Source organism: Hyalangium minutum, assembly GCF_000737315.1.
Lineage (GTDB): Bacteria > Myxococcota > Myxococcia > Myxococcales > Myxococcaceae > Hyalangium > Hyalangium minutum.
Genome location: NZ_JMCB01000005.1, coordinates 1 through 23,514 on the forward strand (window position 1 = coordinate 1; position 23,514 = coordinate 23,514).

The window sequence follows — 23,514 nt, forward strand, 5'->3', positions numbered from 1 at the left end:
GATGGGTGCGAACTGCCGGTTCAGCAGGAGATTCTTGGGGGTGATCGATTCACGCAGGAGCATCCGGTAGAAGCCACCGCCCGACGGGGTGAAGGCCGCGGCGGGAGGCTGCTCCAGGTTCTCCAGGTGGCGCCAGGGCACGGTGCCGTTGGGCAGCTGAGCACCGTCCGCATACGTCGCACCGCTGGGCTTGGCCAGCAGGTTGTCGCCCGCGTACCCCTGGTCCGGCACGGAGCTGCGGGAGACCACCGTCATGCGCACCTGGCGGATGTTGGCGGGGTGGTCCATGTTGCGCAGTTTCGCCATTTCGAAGGGATCCTTGGCGCCAAAGCCGACGTTGAAGAACCAGCCATGGGGCAGGGTGGCCAGGTCGATCTGCTCCCAGTTCTCACCGAAGTGAGCGGGGCCCATCGGGCCGTTGACGCCCAGGATGAGCGGCGTCTGGTCGTTGTCTTTCTTATTGGTGTCCAGGACGTAGGCCAGCTGAAGCTGCTCGATACCCTCGGCCACGGGCACCGCGTCATTCTCGTCGATGACGCCATCGCCCTCGGGGTTGGAGGCGGACGGCATGTCCAGGCCCTTGTGCATCATGAGGTAGGGCTTGCGCTCGCCGGTGGTGGGGTGGGTGAACATGGCCACGTAGAAGGCGGCGCGGTGGACCATCAGCACGTGGGGGTTCACCCGGCCGAAGCAGGGGTGGCCCAGGCCCGGGACGGCGGACTGCTCGTGGAAGAGCCGGCCCGGACGCCGCGTGGGCCGGTCGTCAGCGGCCGCCACGGGAGCGTTGTCCAGGGGAATGTCCGTCTCGCCCTCGCCCACGTAGTCGCCCACGGTGACGAACACGTGCGGTGGGTTCTCGTCCACCGACGGGTCCTGGAACGTCGGGTCGCGCTCGCAGATGATGAGCAGGATCTGCCCACGGCGCAGCTCCTGGCCAGGCTTGAGGGGCTCGGCGGCCCGCAGGCTGATGAGGTTGGGAGCCACGGTCTGAGCCCGGCGGCGGAACAGCTCGTCGCGGAAGTGGACCGCGAAGGCATCCGGGAAGCCCGGCGCCTGCTGGTTGGTGGCCGCGTCGTACGAATCCCAGGAGATGATGGCCCGGTCTGGATTGATGCCGTAGCCCGCGGCGCGCAGGTGGCGGCCCATGAAGGCCAGGGCCTGGCGGGCGTTGGCCTGCACCCCGCGGCGGCTGGCGTGGACCTGGTACTGCCGTGCCTGGGAGATGAACGTCATGCTGATGCCCACCAGCACGACCGCGCCAACGGCGGCGCCCACCAGGAGCTCCAGCAGCGTGAAACCTCGAGAGCGGATGGACTTGCGCATGGGAATTACAGCTCCAGGAGGGTTTGGTCGTCGCCGGTGATCAGCTCGACGTCATAGCGCACGGCCCAGGTCTTCACATCGACCATGCCCCCGCCGGGCGACGGGAAGCGCACCATGATGAGGATCCGCTTCTGATCCACCTGACCGGCGCGCTGCGGGTTGGCGACGGGTATCACGCGCCAGGCCACCTTGTAGAAGGTTCGGTCGCCTTCGGAGGTGAACATGGCGTCCGCGGCGCCCAGGATGGGGCGATCCGTGGTCTGCGCCACCGCCGTCTCCAGCTTCACCAGTCCATCCTCATTTTCGATGTTGTCGAACTCGTCGTCCGTCATGAGCAGGCCCGTGGGGACGCTGAGCATCGGGTGCTTGAAGGGGATGCGCTCGAAGGAGTCCGCCACGTCGCGGGCAATCTTGCTGGCGACGGTGCGCGAGCGGGCCAGGGTGTTCTGCTTACTGGCCAGCAGGTTCATGTCCATGATGCCGATGATGCCGATGGTGAAGACGGCGAGCGCCGCCATCGCCTCGATGAGAGAACTGCCGCGGTGGAACGAGCGAGAGGAACGCATGGGCTCTCCTAGAAGACGACGACGGCGCCAGCGGGCGCGGAGATGGTCAGCAGCTTGGGAATCACATCCCGCTCCTCGCGGGTGCTGGGGGCGAAGGCGATGACGGCGCCAGAGCGGGCGTTGCCCGTCATCACGTCCATGGTGCCGTCCGCGTTGAAGCGCAGCACGCCGTAGGGCTCGCTGCCGCTGGGGTTGATGCAGAAGTTGCAGCCGACCATCAGGTCCAGCGCCGGAATGTTCAGGTTGGGAGCCTGGACCGTCGTGGTCAGCGAGATGGCGCTGAAGGGCGGCGGCAGGGGCTTGCGGATGCGGATGGAGTCCAGGTCCAGGAAGCCCAGGAAGGACGCGTTGGCGGGCTGGCTGTTACCCGGCTCCGTCCAGGTGGTGCCCAGCTCCACCCTGTCCCGAGGGTTGGCATTCATGGGCCCCACGGTGCCGTCGGACCGCGTGCCGGTGTACTGCAGGGCCTCGGCGACGCCGCTGGTGAGGTTCAGCGTCTGCCAGTCGGTGCGGGTAATGGCCGGCACGTCCGGGCGTTCGATCATCAGCACGCGCACGCGGCCCGGCTGGGTCGTGTTCTGGAAGGGCTGGTGGATGAAGATGTAGTGGGGGGCGCCGCGGCTGATGGCGCGCAGCTGCGCGGTGTTCATGAGCGCGGCCACGTCAAACACGGCGTTGTTCATCCGCGCCGTGCCGGTGTAGCGCAGGCCATAGGAGGACAGCGCGACCAGGATGGCGAGGATGGCCACGGCGGCCATCAGCTCAATTAGGGTGACACCTTGGCGGAGTCGTCGGGTGCGAGCAGGCAAGCAGGACCTCCTGAGAGTCCCCCACTCTTGCAAAGTCCAGCCCGGCACAGAAGTCGATGTAAGCGCTGGGAACGACAGGATCTACAGGGTGCTTCAGGCGCTCCGTGACAGGGGTTGCGCGTCGCAAACTTTGCACTCCGCAAACTTTGCGAGGTGAACTCCAGGTGGGTAAGACACGCGAGGTGCGCGCACCCTCGGGAGTTCTCCGACATGGGCGCACGTCACCGAGAACCAGGAGGAGTCCTCATGTTGCGGCCTTTGGCGGAAGCGCTCTACGTCCAGGAGGTGCCGTTTCGCATCGGTGGGATGGAGCTGGGCGGGCGGATGACAGTGATCCGCTTGCCCGAAGGCGGGCTGTGGATCCACTCGCCGGTGCGGATGGACGCGGAGACGCGGGCGGCGGTGGAGGCACTGGGGCCGGTGCGCTACCTGGTGGCGCCCAACCTCGAGCACCACCTGAACCTGCCGGCCTGGGCCGCGGCGTTTCCGGAGGCTCGCGTGGTGGCGCTGCCAGGCCTGCGCAAGAAGCAGCCGAACCTGCGCATCGACGTGGAGCTGGGAGCCGCGCCGGAGGCGGGCTACGCCGAGGTGATTGCGCAGCAACACCTGCGCGGCATGCCCAGGATGGAGGAGTTCGTCTTCCTGCACCGCCCCAGCCGCACGCTGCTGGTGACGGATGTGGCATTCCACATCCGCCATTCGCCCTCGTGGCTGACGCGCACGTACCTGAAGCTGAGCGGCACATACGGGAAGCTGGCGCCGACGATGTTGCTCAAGTCGCTGGTGAAGGACCGGCAGGCGCTGCGCACCTCACTGGAGGCGGTGTGGAGCTGGGACTTCGAGCGCGTGGTGGTGTGCCACGGCGAGGTGCTCGAGTCCGGGGGGAAGGCGGCGCTGCGGAGCGGATTCGCGTGGCTCTAACGCGCCGTGGCAATTTTGGGTTAAGAATCGAACTCTCTCTACCCCCGGAGGTTGCATGCAGTTGCAGAAGCTCTCTCTTGGCGTCGCTGGTGTGATGGCGGCGTTCTTCTTCTCTTCTTCGGCCCTGGCCAACAGCACGGGCATGACGGGCCGCTCCGGCAAGACTACGGGGCAGACCTGCATGTCGGGTTGCCACGGCACGATGGCCGCCAGCGCCGCTCCCACGGTGACGCTGGAGGGACCGGCGACTCTCGAGGCGGGCGCCACGGGTAGCTACAAGCTCACCATCTCGGGCGGCCCCGGGGTGAAGGGCGGCTTGAACGTGGCGGCCAGCAGCGGCACGGTCGGCGTCGTCGGATCTGATGTGAAGGTCCAGGGCGGTGAGCTGACCCACTCGGCGGCCAAGGCCTTCACCAGCGGCGCGGTCTCGTTCGATTTTACCTTCAAGGCGCCGGCCGCGGCCGGCACCGCGACGCTCTATGCCAGCGGCAACTCGACCAACGGCGACGGCACGTGGGACGGAGATAACGCGGTCGCCATCACCAAGCCCATCACGGTGACCGCCGCGAGCGTCCCGGACGCGGGCACGGGCACCCCCGACGCGGGCAACGGCAACGGTGACGGCGACGGGGATGACGATGACAGCGGTTGCTCCGCCGTGGGTGGCGCTCCGCTGCTGGCCCTGCTGGGTCTGCTCGCCGCCGCGGGGCTGCGCCGCCGCTCGGCGTAGTTCGCGTCTCGTGGGAACAGGGCGTTGCGTGTCCCGCTCCCATCGCCTCACCCGGGGCCGTCCGCCTGCTGTGCGGACAGGCCCGGGGCGGGGAGAGGACAATGCTCGGGGCCTCGTCTTAGCATCGCGCCCCTTCGAGCCATGTCCTTCCTCCGATTTCTCTCCGCGCTCTCCCTCACCACGGCGCTCGCCTGCGCCTCGCCCTCGGGCCTGGGGCCTCGCTCCGCTTCCGTGGAGCAGCAGACCTCCACGGGCCGCGCGTCCAGCGAGCTGCGTGTGATGACCTTCAACATCCAGTCCGGCCTGCGCGGCCTGGACAAGGTGGCCGAGGTCATCCGCACCGCGCACCCCGACATCGTCGCGCTCCAGGAGGTGGACCGGGGCAGCCGGCGCGCGGGAGGGCTGGATCAGACGGCCGTGCTCGCCGAGAAGACCGGTCTGCCGTACCACGCGCACATCCGCACCACGGACCTGTACGGCGGCGCGTATGGCATCGCGCTGCTCTCGCGCTTTCCGCTGGAGGCGCTGGAGGAGTACCCGCTGCCCGTGCCGCGTGGCGCGGAGCCTCGCACGCTGGCCCATGCGCTCATGCGGGTGGACGGGCGCGAGGTGAGCGTCTACGTCACCCACCTCATCCGCCGGCCCTTCAACGGGGACGCCCGTGTGCGCCAGAGCGCGCTCATCGCCGCGCTGCTCGCGAAGGATCCCCGGCCCAAGCTCCTCATGGGCGACCTGAATGACGCTCCCGACTCGCGCCCCGTGCGCCTGCTGCGGCGGAGCCTCACGGACGTGGCGGCCGCCAGCGGCCAGGGCTCGGCGGGCACCTACCCTCTGCCGCTGCCGTTCGCGCCCGCGCTGCGCATCGACTACGTGCTGGCCTGTGACTCCTTCGAGCCGGTGCGGAGCGAGGTGCTGCACGTGGGCGCCTCGGACCATTACCCCGTCGTCGCGGACGTGCGGCTGAAGGCGGCGCCGGTGGCAGAGGCAGCGCCGGCCGCGGCGCCCTGAGGCTCAGAGCAGCGCACCCCGGAGGATGACGCTGGCCACGGTGAAGTAGATGACCAGGCCGGACACGTCCACGAGCGTGGCGACGAACGGTGCGGAAGCGCTCGCGGGATCGAAGCCCACCCGCCGCAGCACGAAGGGCAGCATGGAGCCGGACAGGGTGCCGAACATCACGACGCCCACCAGCGACAGGCCCACGGTGAAGGCCACCTTCACCGCGTGCTCGCCGTAGCTGTGGAAGAGGCCCTGCCACAGCAGGATGCGCACGATGCCCACGCAGCCAAGGATGGTGCCCAGGGCCAGGCCCGCGGCCAGCTCCCGGCGCGCCACGAGCCACCAGTCCCTGAGCCGCACCTCGGAGAGCGCCAGCGAGCGGATGATCAGCGTGGTGGCCTGGCTGCCGGAGTTGCCGCCCGAGCTGATGATGAGCGGGATGAAGAGGCTGAGCACCACCGCGCGGGCGATCTCCTCCTCGAAGTAGCCCATGGCGGTGGCGGTGAGCATCTCCCCGAGGAAGAGCACCATCAGCCAGCCCGCCCGCTTCTTGAGCATGGCGAGGAAGCCTACCTCCAGGTACGGCGCATCGAGGGCCTCCATACCGCCCACCTTCTGGATGTCCTCGGTGGCCTCCTCCTGCACCACCTGGACGATGTCATCCACCGTGACGATGCCCTTCATCCGCTTCTCACCGTCCACCACGGGGATGGCCATGAAGCCGTGCTCGGAGAAGAGGTGGCTCACGGCCTCCTGGTCCGTGTCCTCGCTGACGGTGACGACGTCCCGGCGCATCACTTCGTCCACCCGCTTGCCCGGCGAGGCCTGGAAGAGCTGCCGCAGGGAGACCACGCCCAGCAGGTGCTGCTGAGAGTCCAGCACGTACGCGTAATAGACCGTCTCCACCTTCTCGCGCGTCTGCTTGCGCAGGTAGCTGATGGCCTCGTCGATGGTCATCTCTGGACGCACCCGCGCGAAGCGGGGATTCATCAAGCCACCCGCGTCGTCCTCCGCGTAGGCCAGCAGCGCGTGCGCCTCGCGGCGGGTGGCCTCATCGAGCTCGCCGAGCAGGCTCTCGCGGACCTCCAGCGGCGCGGCCTGGACCACGTCCACCGCGTCATCCGGCGCCAGCAACCGCATCCACGTGCGTCGCTCCGCCGGTGCCAGCGCGAGGATGAGCTCCAGTTGCTCCGGCGCCGAGAGCGAGAGGAAGAAGTCATCCGCGGTGGCGTGGGGGACGAGCTTGAAGCTCTCCACGCGCTCATCCCGAGAGAGGGCGGGCCAAGCATCGCGCAGCTCGTGCGGGAAGATCGGCTCGGGATCGACGATCGTCATGACAGGCGCTCCACGCGGCGCTCTTCCCACACTCAGGAGGAACAGGCCAGCGCCCTCAGGTGCTCATGCTCTACCTCGGCCTCGCGGACAGGGGCGGGTTGGCCTACCCTCTGGGGCCATGCCGCTGTCCGCGCTCTGGAAACGCCCGGGAGGCCTCCGTCGGCTCCTGTTCGCCCTCGTGGGTGTGTTGACGTGTGGCGTGTTCGGGCTGACGTGGCGCGTGGATCGCTTCGGCCAGCGCGAGCGGGCCATGCCAGCCGACGCGGTGGTGGTGCTGGGCGCTCGCGTGCTCCAGGGCGGCGTACCCTCGGGAGCGCTGCAGGCGCGGGTGGAGAAGGCGGTGGAGCTGTACCAGCGGGGCGTGGCTTCGCGGCTCGTCTTCTCCGGGGGGGTAGGGGATCATCCGCCCTCCGAGGCCCAGGTCATGCGTTCGTTGGCGGTCCAACTGGGTGTCCCGGCCGAGGCGTGCACGCTGGAGGAGCAGAGCCACTCCACCGAGCAGAACGCCCGCTTCAGCGCCGAGCTGTTGCGCGCCCTGGGCGCCCAGCGCGTGGTGGTGGTGTCCGATCCGTACCACTTGCTGCGCGCGCGGCAGTACTTCCGGCTCCAGGGCTTCGAGGTGGCCACCAGCCCCGCGCTCCTCACCGAGCGCAACCTCCACGCCGTGGATCGCTTCTACTGGACGGTACGCGAGGCCTTCGCCTTGCTGCTGCACCCGCGCGTGTTGCTCGCGCGGGCGCCCGCGGTTCGGGCCGGTGTGGCCGAGGCCTCTCGGTCCAGCAGGGCTACTCGGGGATCTTGAGCGCGCGGAGCGCCCGGGCCCCCTGGAACTCGATGCGCAGGAGCACCGAGCTCCCGGGCCGGGCCTCGCGCAGGATTCGGGCGAGATCCGCGGCACCGCGCACCGGCTTGGCCGCAGCCTCCATGACCACCATGCCCGGCATGAGCCCCGCGCGCTCCGCCACGGAGCCCGGCACCACCTGGGTGAGGAGCGCCCCCGAGGGAAATCCTCGCGCTTGCAGCTGGGGCGCCACATCCGAGAGGCCCAGCCCGATCCGCTGGTGGGGCTCCTCCTGAGCCCGAGGGCTTCGCCGCGACGAGACGCCCTCGATGTCCGGCCGCGTTCCCAGCGTGAGCTTCCGCTCTTGCTTGTCGCCCCGCCGGTACAGCGTGAGCGTCACCTCCGTGCCGGGACGCATGAGCGCGACCGTGCGCGTGAGCGCGCTCGCGGAGGTGATGGGCTTACCGTCCAACGCCACGATGGTGTCATCCAGCTCCAGCCCGGCCCGAGCGGCGGGCGAGCCCTCGTCGACGCTCAACACGATGGCACCTTCCTGCACGGGCAGGTTCATCGCCTCGGCGAGCGGGGCCGTCAGGTTCTGGACGCCCACGCCCAACCAGCCACGGGTGACGGTGCCCTCCTTCTCCAGCTGAGGCACCAGCGCCTTCACGAGGTTGCTGGGCACCGCGAAGCCGATGCCCGTGCCGCCGCCCACGATGGCGGTGTTGATGCCGATCACCTCGCCCTTCATGTTGAAGAGCGGACCGCCCGAGTTGCCCGGGTTGATGGCGGCATCCGTCTGCAGGAAGTCGTCATACGGGCCGGCCTGGATGTCCCGCGCCTTGGCCGAGAGGATGCCCAGGCTGACGCTGGAGGACAGGCCGAAGGGGTTGCCGATGGCCAGCACCCAGTCGCCCACGCGCATGGCCTCCGAGTCACCCAGCTGTACCACGGGCAGATCCTTCACGTCCTTGCCCTGGAGCTGGAGAACGGCCACGTCCGTGAGCGGATCGGTGCCCAGCACCTCGGCATCGAACTGGCGGCCATCCAAGAGCTTCACACGGATATCCATGGCGCCCTCCACCACGTGGTTGTTGGTGAGCACCCTCCCCGAGGGATCAATGATGAAGCCCGAGCCCGCGCCCCGGAGCACCGGCTCTCGGGGCTCCTGGAACGGCTGCCTCCACGGCCACGGCAGGCCTTCTCCGAAGGGATCTTCCAGGCCGTGCGGCCCCATCGGCCCTTGGACTCGCGAGGTGACCTCCACGTTGACGACCGCGGCGCGCACCGAGTCCGTCAGCGAGGCCACCGAGGGAAGCGGCTGAGGAGCGAGCTGCGGGGCGGCCGTGCCTGTCACCTGGGCCGGCTCCGAAGCGGGTGGCGTCGCCTCGATTTCTCCCAAGGGCAGAGAGGCGGGCGGCCCCTTGTCACAGCCAGCCAGTGCCACCCCTCCTGCCAACAGCAACCCCAGGACTCTCGATGCGTATGTCTCCTTCATCCCGTTCCTCCCACCAGACATTGCGGGCGCCCTGTCCGATAAAACAGGGGGCTCGCCACGCAAGGTGGAGCGAGGTGTGAGGAGCGGGGCGAGGGGAGGAGTGCGTGGTGGCTCAGGCCGACTTTTCGCGGGCCGACGCCAGTCCTTCCGCGGGGGCTGACTCCAGCCGGACGACGAGCTTCTCCAGGATGCGGAAGAGGGCCTTGCGGTCTTCTCCATCCAGCAGGCCGAGGAACTGGCCCATGGCCTCGTCTAACTGACCCTTGAGAAGCTGGTAGGTCTGCTGCCCGGCCTCCGTCAGGCGGCAGCGCACGACGCGGCGGTCCAGGGTGATGCGCTCGCGCTGGACGTGGCCCTCGCGCTCGAGGCGATCCACGACGCCGGTGACGGTCTTCTCCGTCACGCCCAGTCGCCGGGCGAGCTCTCCCATGGTGAGCATGCCGTCCAGCCCCAGCCACAGCAGCGAGTGGACCTGGGGCGGGGTGAACTGGAAATCCTCACAGGTCGCCGCGATGGGGTCCCGGAGCGAGCGGCGCCGCCCCAGTGCGTGGAGCAGCTGCTGGAGCTGCGCGACGTCTCCGGCGAGTTCTTCCTGTTTCGGGATATTCCGTGACACGGAATTTTCTTTATCGGGCACCCTGGGGCGGGTCAATGGATTCTCCGGGCCCCTTGACGTGCACCCTTGCTCCGGAAGAGGAACGTTTCTATGCGTACAATGTTGCTCGCCCTCTTGCTTGCTGTGGCCCTCCCTGCCCAGGCGGCCGAGAAGGTGCTCGTCTTCGCTGCGGCCAGCACCACCGACGCCGTCCAGGAATTGGGCAAGGCCTTCACGAAGGAGCAGGGCCACACCGTGGAGTTCGCCTTTGGCGGCTCGAATGATCTGGCGCGGCAGGCGGTGGCGGGCGCTCCGGCGGATGTCTTCCTCTCGGCGGACCTGGCGAAGATGGACCAGGTGGAGAAGGCGGGGCTCCTCCAGGCGGGCACGCGGGTGGAGCTGCTCTCCAACCGGCTGGTGGTGGTGGTGCCTGTGGGCTCGAAGCTGAAGGTGGCCTCGGGGGCGGAGCTGAAGGGCGTGAAGCGGCTGGCGCTCGCGGATCCGGCGGCGGTGCCCGCAGGCCTCTATGCGAAGGCCTGGCTGGAGAAGGCAGGTGTGTGGAAGGAGGTGGAGCCGCGCGTGGTACCCACGTTGGATGTGCGCGCCGCGCTCGCAGCCGTGGAGGCGGGCCGGGTGGACGCGGCGGTGGTGTACGCCACGGATGCGGCGCTGTCGAAGCGTGTGCGTGTGGCGTTCACCGTTCCGGAGGCGGATGGGCCTCGCGTCGTCTATCCGGTGGCGGCGCTGTCCAAGGGCAAGGCCTCCGAGGCAGGCCGCGCCTTCGTGCGCTTCCTCCAGGGAGAGGCCGCGCGCAGTGTCTTCGAGCGGTACGGGTTCATCTTCCTGCCCGGAAAGTCTGCTCCGTGACCGAGGGCGAGCTGCCCCTCATTCTCTTCACGCTGGCGGTGGCGGCGCTGGCCACGGTGCTCATCCTGCCAGTGGGGATCGCCGTGGCTTACGGCCTCGCGCGCTGGGAGGGAGCGGGCAAGGGCCTGATCGAGACGTTGCTCTCGCTTCCGCTGGTGCTGCCGCCCACGGCGGTGGGGTTGGTGCTGCTGGAGGTGCTCTCGCAGAGCAGTCCGGTAGGGCAGGTGCTGGATTCGATGGGCATCGAGGTGATCTTCACGCCCAAGGCGGTGGTGCTCGCCAGCGCCATCATGGCCTTCCCGCTGCTGGTGCGCGCGGCGCGCTCGGGCTTCGAGGAGGTGGATCCCCGGCTGGTGGCGGTGGCTCGAACGCTGGGGGATTCGCGCGCGCGGGCCTTTTTCCGTGTGACGCTGCCGCTGGCCTGGCGCGGCGTGCTCACGGGGGCGCTGCTGGCGTTCTCTCGGGCCCTGGGGGAGTTCGGCGCCACGGTGTTGGTGGCCGGTAACATTCCAGGGCGGACCCAGACGCTGGCGCTCGCCATCTTCCACCGCACTCAGATTGGGCAGGACGCGGAGGCGCTCCGGTTGGCGGGGGTGGCGACGTTGATGGCCTTTGCTGCCATCTATGCGACGGAGGTGCTCTCGCGCCGCCGGGGAGCACGGGCGCGCGCATGATCGAGCTCTCCCTGCAGCTGCCGCTGGCCCGGTTCTCGCTGGAGGTGGAGGCGCGCTTCGCTTCCGCGTCGGTGGCGGTGATGGGGCGCTCGGGCTCGGGGAAGACCTCGCTGCTGGAGTCGCTGGCGGGGCTGCGCCGCGAGGCCCGAGGGCGGCTGGGGGTGGGCGGGCGCGTGCTGCTGGACTCGGCGGTGGGGGTGGAGGTTCCTCCCGAGGCGCGGCGCATGGGGTACGTGCCTCAGGACTCGCTGCTGTTCCCGCACCTCACCGCGCGGGAGAATGTCCGCTTCGGCGTGCGCAAGGGCCGGCCCTCTCGCGTGGACGAGGCGGTGGCCCTGCTGGAGCTGGAGCCTCTGCTGCACCGCTACCCGGCCACGCTCTCCGGAGGCGAGCGTCAGCGTGTGGCGCTGGCCCGGGCGCTGGCGACGGATCCGGCGCTGCTGCTGCTGGATGAGCCGTTGGCCGCGCTGGATGTGGCGCTCAAGGAGCGCGTGCTGCCGTACCTGCTGCGCATCCGGGACGAGGCGCGCGTGCCGATGCTCTACGTCACGCACCAGCTCGGCGAGGCGCGAGTGCTGGCGCAGGAGGCCCTGCTGCTGGAGCAGGGGCGCGTGAAGGCGGTGGGGCCCGCGGACACGGTGCTCGGCGGGACGACGCGCGGCGCGCTGGGGCTGGAGGGAGAGGAGAACATCCTGGAGGGGGTGCTGGAGCGGCCGGCGGAGGGCGGGCTGCGGCTGCGGATGGCGCAGGGGCTCTCGCTGTGGGTGCCGGACTCGGTGGAGCTGGCCGTAGGGGGCCGTGCGGCGTATGCGGTGCTGGCCGAGGACATCCTGCTGTCCATGGGACCGCTCACGGGCGTCTCCGCGCGCAACGTTCTGGAGGGGACGGTGAAGCGCATCGAGGAGGCGGGCGTTGGAGACCGGATCCTCCTGGTGGAGGTGGCGGGTGTGCCGTTCGCGGTGCGGGTGACGGAGGGAGCGGTGCGGGAGCTGCAGGTGGCGCAAGGCTCGCGGGTGTTCCTCGCAGTGAAGACGTCCGCGTGCCGTCGGCTGCGGTGAGGAGGGCCTACGGGGCGTCGTGGATCCACTGGATGGAGGAGCGCCGGGAGGCCTGCTTCAGGGCCTCAGGGGAGATGGAGGTCTCCCGGAGGTCCACCTGACGCAACCGCTTCCTGAGTTCCAGCGCAGGCAGCGCGGCCTCCGTGACACGGGTGCGGACCAGCGCGAGCACCGCCACGGTCTCCGGCAGCACCGTGAGCCCTCTATCGCCAATGCGGGTCCCCGCGAGGTTGAGGATGGACAGCGAGGGCGCGTCCTTCAGCCCAGCGAGGCCCTGATCCGTCACGGAGGTCTGGTGGAGATCCAGCGCCGAGAGCCGAGGGAGCCGCGCGAGCACGGGCAGCCCGGAGTCGGAGATGAGCGTGGCGCCGATATGCAGCGTCTCGAGGGTGCCGCTGAGTTGCTGGAGTCCGGCGTCGGTCAACACCGTGCGCACCAGCTTGAGCGAGCGCAGGCGAGGCCAGAAGCGCAGGATCCGCACGCCTTCATCGGTGAAGCCAGTCCTGCTCATGTTCAGCTCTTCCAGCGCGCTCGCGGCCTGAAGGTTCGCGAGCCCCCCTTCGCTCAACGGGTTGTCGCTGAGGTCCAGGCGGACGAGCTGCGTGAGCCCCGCGAGCGCAGCCAGTGAGCTGTCCGGGAGCGACAGGCCGGAGAGGCGCAGGTCCACGAGCGAGGTCAGCACGGCCAGCGAGGGCAGTCCCGCCGCTGTGATCCGCGTGCCTGACAGGTTCAGTTCCTGGAGGCGCTGGAACCCTGCCAGCAGCGGGAGGCTCTTGTCGCTGACGCGGGTGCGTTCGAGGCTGAGGACCTCGAGCCTCTTCAAGTCCGAGAGCTGCCGCATCCCCGCATCCCCGACGTCCGTCTCATCCAGCACGAGTCCGCGCAGCGTCTTGAGCCGGGCAAGGCGCGCCAGGCCCGTGTCGGTGATCCGGGCCTTGGCCAGATGAAGCGCCTCCAGGGCAGGCAGCGCCTCCAGGTGAGCCAGTCCCGCGTCTGTCACGCCCGTGCGAGCCAGACCCAGTCCTTTAAGGGCGAGCATCTGTCGCAATGGCTCCAGGCCCGCGCTCGTGACGAGCGTGTCGCTGAGCACCAGCCTCTTCAGCGCCGTACCGGGAAGCAGCGCGAGGAGCCGGTCATCCGCGTCCGTCTGGGTGGCATCGAGCACCTCCAGCTTGGGACAGTCCTTCAGGAACGAGAGGCCGGTGGTGCTCACATGCGTCTCCGCCACCTCGACTCTCCGCAGGTTCACGAGCCCCGTGAGCCGCGACAGGCCCGCGTCCGTGATGGCTGTGCTCGAGAGGAGCAGCACCTCCAGCCGGGAGGACTTCTCGAGGTGCGCCAGCCCTGCATCCGTCACTCGGCTTCCATCCAGGTGCAGCGTGTCGAGCCCGGGCAGGGACGAGAGCACGTTCACGTGTTCATCGGTGGCAGGAGTCCCCGAGAGGTACACCGCCGTGAGCGCCGTCCCTTCCACCGCGCGCGCCAGCAGCTCGGGGGACGGCAGCTCCACGCCTCTCAGCGAGAGCCGGTGCACCTCATGGGCGCGCAGCAGGGCCGCGAGCGCCTGAGCGTCTGTCCCCGTGAGCACAGGCTGGGACGGCTCCACGAGCCAGGGCTCCGAGGGCAGCGCGGGCGCTCCGGGTTTCGGGGGCAGCGTGCCCCACGGCTCCACGGCTCCACTTGGCAGCTCCCGGTACACCCGGACCTCGACAGCCGGGAGCGCCGGAGGAGCGGGAGCCGGGGCAGGGACGGGCTTGGGCGCGGAGGCGCAGGCCGACAGGAGCAGCGCCGCGAACGCCCCCAGCGTGTACCGAGGGCTCCTGCTCATGGCGTCTGGGAGCAGGCCGCCATCCACGCGGCGATCAGCATGTGGAAGAGACGCGTCATGGCGGGCTACCCAGGGGACAGGGTTGGGGCCACACTCTATCCGCAGCGGCCTGAGGTGTCGGGTTCAGGAAAGTCCATCGCCGAGAGTCTTCCGGGTGTCATGCTCAGGACCCGCGCCTGCGGTCTTGGATCGCTTCCGGCACGTTCCTCGGCTATGGGGCAGTCTTCCGCGGGAGCTTCATGCACAGCGCATCCTCTCTGGACCTTTCGCCTCTCGTCCGCGCGGTCGGGAGGGCTCTGCCTCCTCACTACGCGAGCCAGGAGCAGCTCATCCGTGCCTTCCGGGAGCTGTGGGCCAAGAAGCACTTCAACCTGGAGCGATTGGAGGAGCTCCATCGCGCGGTGAACGTGTCGGGCCGCTTCCTGGCGCTGCCCATCGACGAGTACCCACCGCTCGTCTCGTTTCAGCAGCGCAACGACGCGTGGACCCGCTCCGCGGTGGAGCTGGGCGAGCAGGTGGTGCGCCAGGCGCTGGACAAGGCCGGGCTCACGCCGAAGGACGTGGACCACGTCTTCTTCGTGACAGTGACGGGGCTGGCCGTGCCGAGCATCGAGGCGCGCCTGGCCAACCGGCTGGGGTTCCGCGAGGACGTGAAGCGCTCGCCGCTGTTCGGCCTGGGGTGCGTGGCCGGGGCGGCGGGGGTGGCGCGCGCGGTGGACTACCTGCGGGCCTATCCGAAGCACACGGCGCTCGTGCTGTCGGTGGAGCTGTGCTCGCTGACGCTCCAGCGCGAGGACCTGTCCATCCCCAACATCATCGCCTCGGGCCTCTTCGGAGATGGCGCCGCGTGCGCGGTGCTGCAGGGCGCCGAGGCGAAGGCGCCGGGCCCCCGCGTGGTGGCCTCGCGGGCCGTGCTGTACCCGGACACCGAGCGCATCATGGGCTGGGACATCGTGGACACGGGCTTCAAGGTGGTGCTGTCCGCCAAGGTGCCCCAGCTGGTGCGCGAGAACGTCCGGGCCAACGTGGATGGGTTCCTCGGGGCGCATGGGCTGAAGCGCTCGGACATCCGCCACTGGGTGGCGCACACCGGCGGTCCCAAGGTGCTCGAGGCCTTCGCGGAGAGCCTGGAGCTGCCGCGGCCGGCGCTGGCGCGCTCGTGGGCCTCGCTGAAGGAAGTGGGCAACCTCTCCTCGGCCTCGGTGCTCTTCGTGCTCGGGGAGACGATGGAGTCTCAGGAGCCTCAGCCGGGCGACTGGGGTGTCATGATGGCGATGGGCCCCGGCTTCTGCGCGGAGCTGGTGCTGCTGCGCTGGTGAGCGAAGACGGGAGGGGACTCTCCGTTCTGTTCTCCGAGGTGTGTCATGGCTGAGCTGGAAGGCGAGGTGGTGACCGAGGTCCGCCGGATCCTCGGCGAAGAGCTGGAGTGGAAGGGCTCCGTGGAGCCCTCGCATGATCTGCTCAAGGATCTGCAACTCGACAGCCTGGGGTTGACGGTGCTGGCGGTGGGGCTGGAGAACCGCTTCCGGGTGAAGCTGTCCGAGGAGGACGCCGCCGGCGTCACCACCGTGTCGGATCTGGCGAAGCTCGTCTCACGGCGCGTGGCGGAGACTCCGGAGGAGCCGCGATGAAGGGCCCTGCACTGCCACCAGTGAAGTACGCCACCGTGACGGAGATGCTCGCGGCCACCGCGCGCACGGAACTCGGGCTCATCTTCGTGGACGCCTCCGAGCGCGAGACAGTGCTGCCGTGGGCGGATGTCCATCACCGCGCCCAGCGCACTGCTGCGGGCCTGCGCCGCATCGGTGTGTCCGAGGGCGACCGGGTGGCCATCTTGCTGCCCACGTCCCCGGGTTTCATGGATGCGTTCTTCGGCACGCTGCTGGCGGGGGCGGTGCCGGTGCCGCTGTACCCGCCGGTGCGGCTGGGCCGGCTGGAGGAGTACCACCGCTCCACGGCGCGGATGCTGGAGGTGACAGGCGCGGCGGTGGTGCTCACGGACTTGAAGGTGAAGCTGCTGCTGGGCGCCGCGGTGGAGGCGGCGAGGCCTCGGCTCGGCTGCCGGACGGTGGACGAGGTCTCCCGAGGCGATGAGGCGCTGCACCTGAGCGTCTCGCCGGAGTCGCTGGGCCTCATCCAGTTCTCCTCGGGCTCGACGGTGGATCCGAAGCCAGTGGCGCTCACCCACGCGGCACTGTTGGCGCAACTGGCGGCGCTGGAGGCGGCCAGTCCGTTGGAGCCGGGCATGCGGCCGGTGGGGGTGTCGTGGCTGCCGCTGTACCACGACATGGGGCTCATCGGCTGCTTGCTGTCGGCGCTCTACTACCCGGGTAACATGGTGCTCATTCCGCCCGAGGCGTTCCTCGTGCGGCCGGGGCTGTGGCTACGGGCGCTCTCACGGCATCGAGGCTTCATCTCTCCCGCGCCGAACTTCGCGTATGGCCTGTGCCTGAAGCGCGTGAAGGACGAGGAGCTGAAGGGCGTGGACCTCTCCGCGTGGAAGCACGCGCTCAATGGCGCCGAGCCCGTGTCGGTGGAGACGCTGCGCCGCTTCGTCGAGCGCTTCGAGCGGTACGGCTTCTCCCCCAGCGCGCTCCGTCCAGTGTACGGGCTGTCCGAGGCCTCGCTGGCCGTCACCTTCCCGCCCGCGAGCCGGGGCCCGCGCTCGTTGCAAGTGGATGCAGGCGTGCTGGCGCGGGAGGGGCGGGTGGTGGAGGGCTCGCGGGCGCTGGTATCCGTGGGAAGCCCGGTGGCAGGCATCGAGGTGGAGATCCGCGATGGGCTGGGGCACGCGCTGCCCGAGCGGCGGGTGGGGCGGGTCTTCGTGCGTGGGCCCTCGGTGATGAAGGGGTACTACGGCGACGCCGAGGCCACCGCACGGGCGCTGGGTCCGGACGGCTGGCTGGACACGGGAGACCTGGGCTTCGAGGACGCGGGTGAGCTGTACCTTACGGGCCGCGCGAAGGACCTGGTGATCATCCGCGGGGCCAACCACGCGCCACAGGCCTTCGAGGAGTGTCTCCAGGCCGTGGACGGTGTCCGTGTGGGCTGCGCGGTGGCGCTCGGCTTCACGCCCGAGGACAGCGAGGACGAGGCACTGCTCATCCTCGCCGAGCGCGCGGGCCCAGCCGTGGACGACGCGGCGGTGGAGGAGCGGGTGCGCGCGGCGGTGGTGGCGGGCACGGGCATCCGTCCGCACACGGTGCGGATGCTGGATCCCGGCACGTTGCCACGCACCTCCAGCGGCAAGCTGCGGCGGAGCGAGGCGCTGCGCGGCTACCTCGCGGGCGAGTTGCGGGCTCCGAAGAAGGTGGGCGTGGCGGGGCTCGCGGTGGAGATGGCCAAGAGCGCCTTGGCCTTCGTCCGCTCGGAGCAGGAGGATTGACGCCCATTTAAGCGGTGGTTGCTTGATTTACTTGTTTTGGGCGAGCAGCATAGGAGCGCTCCCGGTGCCCCGAGGAGCCCACCCTTTCGCTGGAGGCGTTCATGCGTCGCTTCGTCGCTCTTGCTGCTCTGCTGGGCCTGACTGCATGTGGGGGGGAGTTGCTCCCCGAGGAGGGGTCGTCTCCCATGTCCTCCCAGGAGGCCGCGCCTGCGCAGGTGGGCGCTCCCGTTGAAGAGGCGGTGAGCGCGGAGGCGATCTGCAACAACAGCTGGGAGTGTTACTGCGCCTCGTTCAAGACCCAGGACGCGTGCCGTACGATCTCGCGGTGCATCTGGTGGAACAACCGCTGCCAGCCGACCTACGAGTAGTTCAAACCTGGCGCGCCGGAGCCATGCTGGCCCGGCGTGCCGAGGCTACTCGCGCAGCTTGGCGAGCTTCTCCTTCACCGTGCCCGCGGCGGGACCGGAGGGCAGCAACGACAGGTAGCGCTCGTAGGCCTTCACGGCGTCGGCGCGACGGCCGAGCTTGTCGTAGGCATCCCCGAGGTTCAGGTAGGCCACGGCGCGACCCTCATCCAGGGTGAGGGTCTTCTCGAGCCACTTGGCGGACTCGGCGTACTCACCCATCTTGAAGTGGACGAAGCCCACGTTGTTCGCAGCCTGGGCATCCGAGGGATTCAGCGAGGCGGCGGTCTTGAACTCGGCGATTGCCTCCGCGTACTTCTTCTCGCGGTAGAGCGCCATGCCGCGATCGCTGTGCCGGCTGGCCACCTCGGCGGGAGAGGAGCTCGGTGCCGTGGCGGGAGGGGTCGCGCCTTCCTGTAGCTTGGCGAGCTGGCCCTTGGCCTCCTCCAACTGCTTCTGCAGCGTCTGGTTGCGCTGCTGCTTCTCGGCGATCTGCTGGCGCACCTTCTCCAGCTCGGAGTTGATTTGGATGGCCTGCGAGTCGAGCTGCGCGGAGGACTCGCTGAGGAACTCGCCGTCGTGCTTCAGCTCGAGGATGAATTCACCGCCCTCGCTGCCCGGCATGCTGCCGAACGCGGGCGTCTGCCGCGAGAGCGAGGACACGGTGGGCCCCACGTAGGCGAACAGCTCGGAGGCGGTGACGAAGCCGTCCGTGTTCAGGTCCGCCTTGCCCTCCAGGCCCTGGAGCAGCGTCCAGGTGAAGATGGAGTGGCCATTGGGACCCTGGTCGGCCACCTGCTCGTCCGCGCCGCCCGCGGTGAGCACTTGCCGGGCGCTCCGCCGCGTCACCTCCTGGAGGTACTTGCGCAGATCTCCGGATGGAGGACCACCGCGGGTGAGGGCCAGGCCGCTGTAGCAGGCGTCCATCACGAAGAGGGCATGCTTGGCGGGGATGGCCTCGCTGATGTCCTGGAAGTTGGTCATCGAGATGGCCTGGCTCTGGTAGTTCGTTGTGTCCGCGTCAACGGGGACGATGTACCCGAGGCTCCGGCCGTTCGGCAGCTTGCGGGTGACGCCGTGGCCCGCGAAGAAGACGAACACGCGGTCATCGCGCTTCACCTTGGCTGAGTCCGAGAGCACATCGCCCAGCGCTCCGAGGATGCGCTCACGAGTGGCCTCGCCGTCGAGCAGCACCTGGATGTTCTCCGCCTTGAAGCGGAACTTCTCCACGAGCAGCTCGCGCACGCCCTGGGCGTCGTTCACGGCGTAGGAGAGCTTGGGCCACTTCGCGTAGTCGTTGATGCCGATCACCACCGCCCAGCTCTCGCGATAGAGGTCCGCGGGCGCGGGCGTGGGAGCGGCCGCGACGGCAGGTGCCGAGGCCATCGTCGGGGCGGGGCCACCGTCCTCCGGAGGGCCGCCGATGACGGTGTTTCCATCCCAGAGGACGAACTGGTAGCCGCGGGACTGGAGGGTCTCCAGCACGAGCGGGAGCGCCTCGACAGTCTGGCTGTGCACGTCGTGCATGAGGATGACGCCGCGGCCCATCTTCTCCACGTCCTGCACGATGCGGTTGGCGATGGACTTGGGGACGGGGTCGCTCCAGTCCAGCGAGTCGACGGCCCACAGGAACGCCTTGAGCCCGCGGGCGGTGAGGGCGGTGCGGACACGCTCGTTGAAGGCGCCGTAGGGGGGCCGGAAGAGGCGGATGGGCCCGCCGGAGACGGACTCGATGATGACGCGGGAGTTGTCGATCTCCTGGCCGAGGCGCTCCTCGCTGAGCTTGGGCAGGAAGGCGTGGGTGAGCGAGTGGTTGGCCACGAGGTGGCCGCTCTGGATGATCTTCTCGGTGTTGACGGCGGCGGAGGTGCGCTTGAGCGGGGGCACGCCCGCGTCCGTGGCGGTGGCCTTGGGCGGGACGGCGACGTTCTGGCCGACCTCGAAGAAGATGGACTTCACCTTGTACTTCTCGAGGATGGCGAGGATGGCGGCGGTGTGACGCGGGTGCGGGCCGTCATCGAAGGTGAGGACGAGCGTCTTGTCGGGCAGGGACTGGCCCGTGAGCACGAACGGATCCTCCTTGCGAGGCCCCTTGCCGCGCAGGCCCTCTCCGAGCGAGGACAGCGAGTCGTCGAAGTCCTTGAGGATGGTCTCGCGGGTGAAGAGGCCCTTGAGGAAGGACAGATAGGAGTCCCAGGCCTCGCGCTTCACGGTCATGCCGCGCATCTCGGGGCGGCCGAAGATCTGCTCCAGCTCCTTCTCGTAGAGGGCTTGGATTTCCTGGAGGGCCTTCTGGTCCTCCTCGATGCGGGTGAGGAGCGCGGCCTTCCACGCGGGCGACTGCGGGAGCGACTCGATGGCGGCGCGCAGGTCCGTGAGGGAGTCCTTGAAGGCGAGCTTGTCGCCGTCGCGCAGGTCGGGCGACTTCTCCAGCCACTCGAGGAAGGCGGAGATGCCGGCCGGCGCGGCTGTGCTGCTGGCGGTGGCGGTGAGTTCCTCGCCGAACTGCTCGCCGAGCTCATCAAGGGCGTGCCGGTTCTGCTCGAAGATCATCCGGCCGACGACGGTGATGCGCTCACGGGCATCGTCATCGAGCGAGGCCTGATCCGAGGCCAGGACGATGTTCTTCCGGTAGCGGGTGACGATCTCGCTCAGCTCCTGGGCGCGGGAGGCCGGAACGGCGGGCGCCGAAGCCGCGGCAGATGGGGTGCTAGGGCTCGGCGAGGAGGGCGCGGTAGCGGCAGGAGCCGGGGGCGTCGCGGGAGGATTGGATGCCTTGCCCTTGCAAGAGGTGAGGAGGCCAACGGCGGCGAGCGTGATCAGGCTCGTCGCGAGGCGCGAGAATCGAGCCGAGCGGGAAGTGTGCATGTGAACTGAGGGACTCCGCCGCGAAGAATGCCGGGCCGAGCGTGGGGTGCCAAGTCGCATCAAGTAGGACTATGACGCACAGTGAAGCGCCCGCATCCTTATATAGGAGCGAGCAGGCTCCACGCGGGGTCAGGGCGACCGGAGCGGGGGCCAGAGGTCACCGAGCTTCAGCTCGATGGCATCGAAGGGCTCGGCGCGGATGACGTCGTCCTCGCCGTAGACGCCCAGTTCCAGCCAGCGCCCGCTGCTCAGCTTGCTGACAGAGAGCGTCCGCGCCTCGATGTCGATGAACCAGAGGTGGCCCACGTCGATGCGTGCGTAGAAGGGGCGCTTGATGCGCTGATCATAGGCACGCGTCGTGGGCGAAAGGATCTCGCAGGCCCAGTCTGGAGCAACGGTCCAGCGCTCAGGCCACTCCGGCACACGTTCACGGCGCCAGCCGGCGAGGTCTGGGATGAACTCGGGAGAGCCTTCGAGTTGGATGCCGGGTTCCGTTTCGATCCACCAGCCGCCCGGGCCACCGCGACCTACCTGGAAGGGACCGTCGAGCCCACCGAAGAGCCTGCCTTCGACGATGCCGTGACCCGCGCGTGGACGGGCATGGGTATAGAGCGTCCCCTCGATGATCTCTCCCACGAGGTTCTCTGGGAGAGCTTCGAGGTCGGCGAGGGTCGGGGGACCCTTGAGCTGTCGTGCGCCGTAACCCATGGGATAAGTCTGGAGATAACGCGGGCCGCTGGCAAGCAAGCCCACGGTGGGCTGCTCATTCCCTGGCTACAGCTTCAGCTTCTTGAAGATGCCCTCAGGGATGGAGCGGATGATGAACATGATGAGGGCCCACTTGGCGGGGACGTAGACCTCGTTCTTGCGTTTATCGGCCGCACGCAGAATCCCTCGGGCGACTTGCTCCGGCGAGGCAAAGAGCTTGTTCTTCGGGATGTGCGCCGTCATGGGCGTGTCCACGAAGCCGGGCTTCACCGTCACCACGGCGACACCCGAGCGCGACAGCCGGTTGCGCAGCCCCTGGAGGAACACGTTCAGCGCGCCCTTCGAGGCGCCATACACGTAGTTGCTCTGCCGGCCCCGGTCTCCCGCCACCGAGGAGATGACTACCAGCGTGCCGGCCTTTTGCGCCTCGAAGCGGTTGGCGAGCACCGTCAGCAGGGAGGCCGCGCTCAGGAAGTTGGTGCGCAGCACCTTCTCCGTCTCTGCCCAGGAGCGCTCGCAGGTCTTCTGGTCTCCGAGCACGCCGTGCGCAATCAGCGCTCCATCCAATCCGCCGAGTGCCTGAGCCGCACGTTCCACCAGTGCCTCGTGCGCGGAGAAGTCGTCGAGATCCAGCGCCTGCTGCTCCACCTTGGCGGCCCCGCGAGTGGCTGCGTCCCTCGCGACCGCATCGAGGTTCGTGGCGTTGCGGCCCACCAGATACAGCGCGGCCCCACGCGCGGCGAGCAGCCGCACCGTGGCCTGTGCGATGGCGCTCGTGGCACCGAGGACAAGGACCTTCTTCATGGTGAGCGGACCATAGCTTGTGCTTGCGACGAATCGAGCACCCGGCGCCAGAAGGAAGACGAGAACGCGGGGTCCACGTACGGCTTGAATCGCTCGAGCTGCGGGAAGTATGCCGCGAAGTTCTCAGCGCTCATCCGTGCATCCTTCGCCGGGTACACCGCACCGCCTGCTTGCCGCGTGACGTGATCCAACTCCGCCACCAGCTTCCAGGTGCGCTCGCCCCGGTTCGCGAAGTCCAGCGCCAGCGTCACTCCCGGCCGAGGGAAGGACAGCCACCCCGGCGACGCCACGCTCCCAAACGTCTTCAGCACGTTCAGGAAGCTCGGCACCTCGCGTGCGCTGCGCTCCAAAATCTCCCGCAGCGCATCCCGAGCCGTCGCATGCGGCACCACGCACTGGAACTGCAAGAACCCCCGCCGTCCGTAGATGCGGTTCCACCGATGCACGGCATCCAGTGGATAGAAGAACGGATCGTAGTGCTGCAGCTTGGGGCCCCGGTTGATCAGGTTCACCCGGTAGTAGAGCCAGTTGAACGCCGCCACCGACAGCCAGTTCAGGCTGAAGCCCGGAAAATCGATCGGCACCACCAGCCCCGAGCCGCTGTTCAAGTGGCTCTTCTTCAGCGGCAGCCCCTCCAGCTGCGGCGGCGCGAAGTTCCCCCGGTAATACAGCCCGCGTCCCAGCCTCCGGCCCTTCGCCAGCCCATCCAGCCACGCGACCGTGAACTCGTAGTCCGGCTCGGACTCCCGTGACACTTCGAAGAACGCGTCCAGGTTCTCCAGCGGCACGGTCTCCGTCAGCACGAACGGGTTGTGAATGGGCCGCAGCTGCACCTCGGCCCACAGGATGAGCCCCGTCAGTCCCAGGCCCGCGATGGTGGCCTCGTACCAGTCACGGTTCTCCTCGGGAGAGCACACCCGCCGGCTGCCATCCGAGCGCAGCAGCTCGAACCGCTTCACATACCGTCCGAACGTTCCGGCCCGGTGGTGGTTCTTGCCGTGCACATCGTTTGCGATCGCCCCACCCACCGTGACGAACTTCGTCCCCGGCGTGACCGGCAGGAACCAGCCCCGAGGCACTGCCAGCCGGAGAAGGGTCTCCAGCGTGACGCCCGCCTCGCACCGCACCACGCCCGTGGCCGCATCGAAGTCCAGCAGCCGGTCCAGCGCCGCCGTGGTGAGCAGCGTGCCGCCCTCGTTCAGGCACGAGTCCCCATAGCTCCGCCCCATCCCGTACGGCAGCAGGGTGCCATCACCGGCCTCCGGGAGCCGGTCCGTCTGCCAGACGATGGGGTGCGCCGCCTGCTGCGTGGCAAGCGGGTAGCGCCCCCAAGATTGATGCCCGTTCGTCATCCTGGCCTG

Annotated in this window: 22 protein-coding genes; 11 read left to right on the plus strand and 11 right to left on the minus strand. The window is 69.0% G+C overall.

Annotation, left to right across the window (positions count from 1 at the left end; all coding sequences use genetic code 11):
- The 3 genes from DB31_RS13585 to DB31_RS13595 form a co-directional block, all read right to left on the minus strand.
- On the minus strand, nucleotides 1-1,323 hold a 1,323-nt coding region (locus tag DB31_RS13585; protein WP_044187365.1), incomplete at its 3' end, for a PilW family protein.
- 5 nt (nucleotides 1,324-1,328) lie between these two features.
- Nucleotides 1,329-1,889, minus strand: coding sequence for a type IV pilus modification PilV family protein (locus tag DB31_RS13590; protein WP_044187368.1), 561 nt, complete (start codon nucleotides 1,887-1,889; stop codon nucleotides 1,329-1,331).
- Nucleotides 1,890-1,897: 8 nt separating this feature from the next.
- A complete protein-coding gene (locus DB31_RS13595) occupies nucleotides 1,898-2,746 on the minus strand; it encodes a pilus assembly FimT family protein (protein ID WP_276203620.1) in 849 nt (282 codons plus the stop codon).
- A 198-nt stretch (nucleotides 2,747-2,944) separates the two neighbouring features.
- Between DB31_RS13595 and DB31_RS13600 the strand changes: the two genes are divergently transcribed.
- The 3 genes from DB31_RS13600 to DB31_RS13610 all read left to right on the plus strand — a co-directional run bounded on the left by DB31_RS13600 (nucleotide 2,945) and on the right by DB31_RS13610 (nucleotide 5,357).
- The gene (locus DB31_RS13600) at nucleotides 2,945-3,619 is read left to right on the plus strand and encodes a DUF4336 domain-containing protein (RefSeq protein WP_044187375.1); all 675 of its coding nucleotides are present in this window, start codon (nucleotides 2,945-2,947) and stop codon (nucleotides 3,617-3,619) included.
- Nucleotides 3,620-3,674: 55 nt separating this feature from the next.
- Nucleotides 3,675-4,349: an MXAN_6652 family MXYO-CTERM-anchored protein gene (locus tag DB31_RS13605; RefSeq protein WP_044187378.1), complete on the plus strand. Its 675-nt coding sequence runs from the start codon at nucleotides 3,675-3,677 to the stop codon at nucleotides 4,347-4,349.
- Between the two features lie 141 nt (nucleotides 4,350-4,490).
- Nucleotides 4,491-5,357: an endonuclease/exonuclease/phosphatase family protein gene (locus DB31_RS13610; RefSeq protein ID WP_044187380.1), complete on the plus strand. Its 867-nt coding sequence runs from the start codon at nucleotides 4,491-4,493 to the stop codon at nucleotides 5,355-5,357.
- A gap of 3 nt (nucleotides 5,358-5,360) precedes the next feature.
- On the opposite strand, the gene mgtE is transcribed toward DB31_RS13610, so the two are convergent.
- The gene (mgtE, locus tag DB31_RS13615) at nucleotides 5,361-6,683 is read right to left on the minus strand and encodes a magnesium transporter (protein WP_044187382.1); all 1,323 of its coding nucleotides are present in this window, start codon (nucleotides 6,681-6,683) and stop codon (nucleotides 5,361-5,363) included.
- Between the two features lie 118 nt (nucleotides 6,684-6,801).
- Here mgtE and DB31_RS13620 point away from each other — a divergent pair, with 118 nt between their 5' ends.
- Nucleotides 6,802-7,485: a YdcF family protein gene (locus DB31_RS13620; RefSeq protein WP_044187384.1), complete on the plus strand. Its 684-nt coding sequence runs from the start codon at nucleotides 6,802-6,804 to the stop codon at nucleotides 7,483-7,485.
- On the opposite strand, the gene DB31_RS13625 is transcribed toward DB31_RS13620, so the two are convergent.
- Both DB31_RS13625 and DB31_RS13630 read right to left on the minus strand, forming a co-directional pair.
- A complete protein-coding gene (locus tag DB31_RS13625; RefSeq protein WP_044187386.1) occupies nucleotides 7,469-8,962 on the minus strand; it encodes a Do family serine endopeptidase in 1,494 nt (497 codons plus the stop codon). The genes DB31_RS13620 and DB31_RS13625 overlap by 17 nt on opposite strands.
- A gap of 112 nt (nucleotides 8,963-9,074) precedes the next feature.
- A complete protein-coding gene (locus DB31_RS13630) occupies nucleotides 9,075-9,578 on the minus strand; it encodes a MarR family winged helix-turn-helix transcriptional regulator (protein WP_044187388.1) in 504 nt (167 codons plus the stop codon).
- Between the two features lie 90 nt (nucleotides 9,579-9,668).
- Between DB31_RS13630 and modA the strand changes: the two genes are divergently transcribed.
- The 3 genes from modA to modC are packed head-to-tail and all read left to right on the plus strand — an operon-like array spanning nucleotide 9,669 to nucleotide 12,156.
- Nucleotides 9,669-10,424 carry a molybdate ABC transporter substrate-binding protein gene (modA, locus tag DB31_RS13635; protein WP_044187390.1) on the plus strand — a complete coding sequence of 252 codons (756 nt, stop codon included), beginning with the start codon at nucleotides 9,669-9,671 and terminating at the stop codon, nucleotides 10,422-10,424.
- Nucleotides 10,421-11,098 (plus strand): molybdate ABC transporter permease subunit, encoded by a 678-nt coding sequence (gene modB, locus DB31_RS13640; protein ID WP_044187391.1) that lies wholly within the window; start codon nucleotides 10,421-10,423, stop codon nucleotides 11,096-11,098. The genes modA and modB overlap by 4 nt, the downstream gene beginning before the upstream one ends.
- The gene (gene modC / locus DB31_RS13645; RefSeq protein WP_044187393.1) at nucleotides 11,095-12,156 is read left to right on the plus strand and encodes a molybdenum ABC transporter ATP-binding protein; all 1,062 of its coding nucleotides are present in this window, start codon (nucleotides 11,095-11,097) and stop codon (nucleotides 12,154-12,156) included. Before modB ends, modC begins: the two co-directional genes overlap by 4 nt.
- Before the next feature lie 7 nt (nucleotides 12,157-12,163).
- On the opposite strand, the gene DB31_RS13650 is transcribed toward modC, so the two are convergent.
- Nucleotides 12,164-13,984, minus strand: a complete 1,821-nt coding sequence (locus tag DB31_RS13650; protein WP_044188065.1) for a leucine-rich repeat domain-containing protein — start codon at nucleotides 13,982-13,984, stop codon at nucleotides 12,164-12,166.
- A 239-nt stretch (nucleotides 13,985-14,223) separates the two neighbouring features.
- Between DB31_RS13650 and DB31_RS13655 the strand changes: the two genes are divergently transcribed.
- From DB31_RS13655 to DB31_RS13670, 4 genes are all read left to right on the plus strand, one after another.
- The gene (locus tag DB31_RS13655; RefSeq protein WP_044187396.1) at nucleotides 14,224-15,303 is read left to right on the plus strand and encodes a type III polyketide synthase; all 1,080 of its coding nucleotides are present in this window, start codon (nucleotides 14,224-14,226) and stop codon (nucleotides 15,301-15,303) included.
- Between the two features lie 45 nt (nucleotides 15,304-15,348).
- Entirely contained in the window at nucleotides 15,349-15,615 is a 267-nt protein-coding gene (locus DB31_RS13660; protein ID WP_044187399.1) for an acyl carrier protein, read from the plus strand.
- Nucleotides 15,612-17,369, plus strand: a complete 1,758-nt coding sequence (locus DB31_RS13665; RefSeq protein ID WP_044187401.1) for a fatty acyl-AMP ligase — start codon at nucleotides 15,612-15,614, stop codon at nucleotides 17,367-17,369. Before DB31_RS13660 ends, DB31_RS13665 begins: the two co-directional genes overlap by 4 nt.
- 185 nt (nucleotides 17,370-17,554) lie before the next feature.
- Nucleotides 17,555-17,737 carry a hypothetical protein gene (locus tag DB31_RS13670; protein ID WP_044187403.1) on the plus strand — a complete coding sequence of 61 codons (183 nt, stop codon included), beginning with the start codon at nucleotides 17,555-17,557 and terminating at the stop codon, nucleotides 17,735-17,737.
- Between the two features lie 45 nt (nucleotides 17,738-17,782).
- Here the strand turns inward: DB31_RS13670 and DB31_RS13675 are convergent, their stop codons facing one another.
- The 4 genes from DB31_RS13675 to DB31_RS13690 form a co-directional block, all read right to left on the minus strand.
- Nucleotides 17,783-20,641, minus strand: a complete 2,859-nt coding sequence (locus DB31_RS13675; RefSeq protein WP_044187405.1) for a polysaccharide deacetylase family protein — start codon at nucleotides 20,639-20,641, stop codon at nucleotides 17,783-17,785.
- A 129-nt stretch (nucleotides 20,642-20,770) separates the two neighbouring features.
- The gene (locus DB31_RS13680) at nucleotides 20,771-21,394 is read right to left on the minus strand and encodes a Uma2 family endonuclease (RefSeq protein ID WP_338034297.1); all 624 of its coding nucleotides are present in this window, start codon (nucleotides 21,392-21,394) and stop codon (nucleotides 20,771-20,773) included.
- A 21-nt stretch (nucleotides 21,395-21,415) separates the two neighbouring features.
- Nucleotides 21,416-22,153, minus strand: coding sequence for an SDR family oxidoreductase (locus DB31_RS13685; protein ID WP_044187409.1), 738 nt, complete (start codon nucleotides 22,151-22,153; stop codon nucleotides 21,416-21,418).
- The gene (locus DB31_RS13690; RefSeq protein ID WP_044187412.1) at nucleotides 22,150-23,505 is read right to left on the minus strand and encodes an FAD-binding oxidoreductase; all 1,356 of its coding nucleotides are present in this window, start codon (nucleotides 23,503-23,505) and stop codon (nucleotides 22,150-22,152) included. Before DB31_RS13690 ends, DB31_RS13685 begins: the two co-directional genes overlap by 4 nt.
- Between the last annotated feature and the right edge of the window lie 9 nt (nucleotides 23,506-23,514).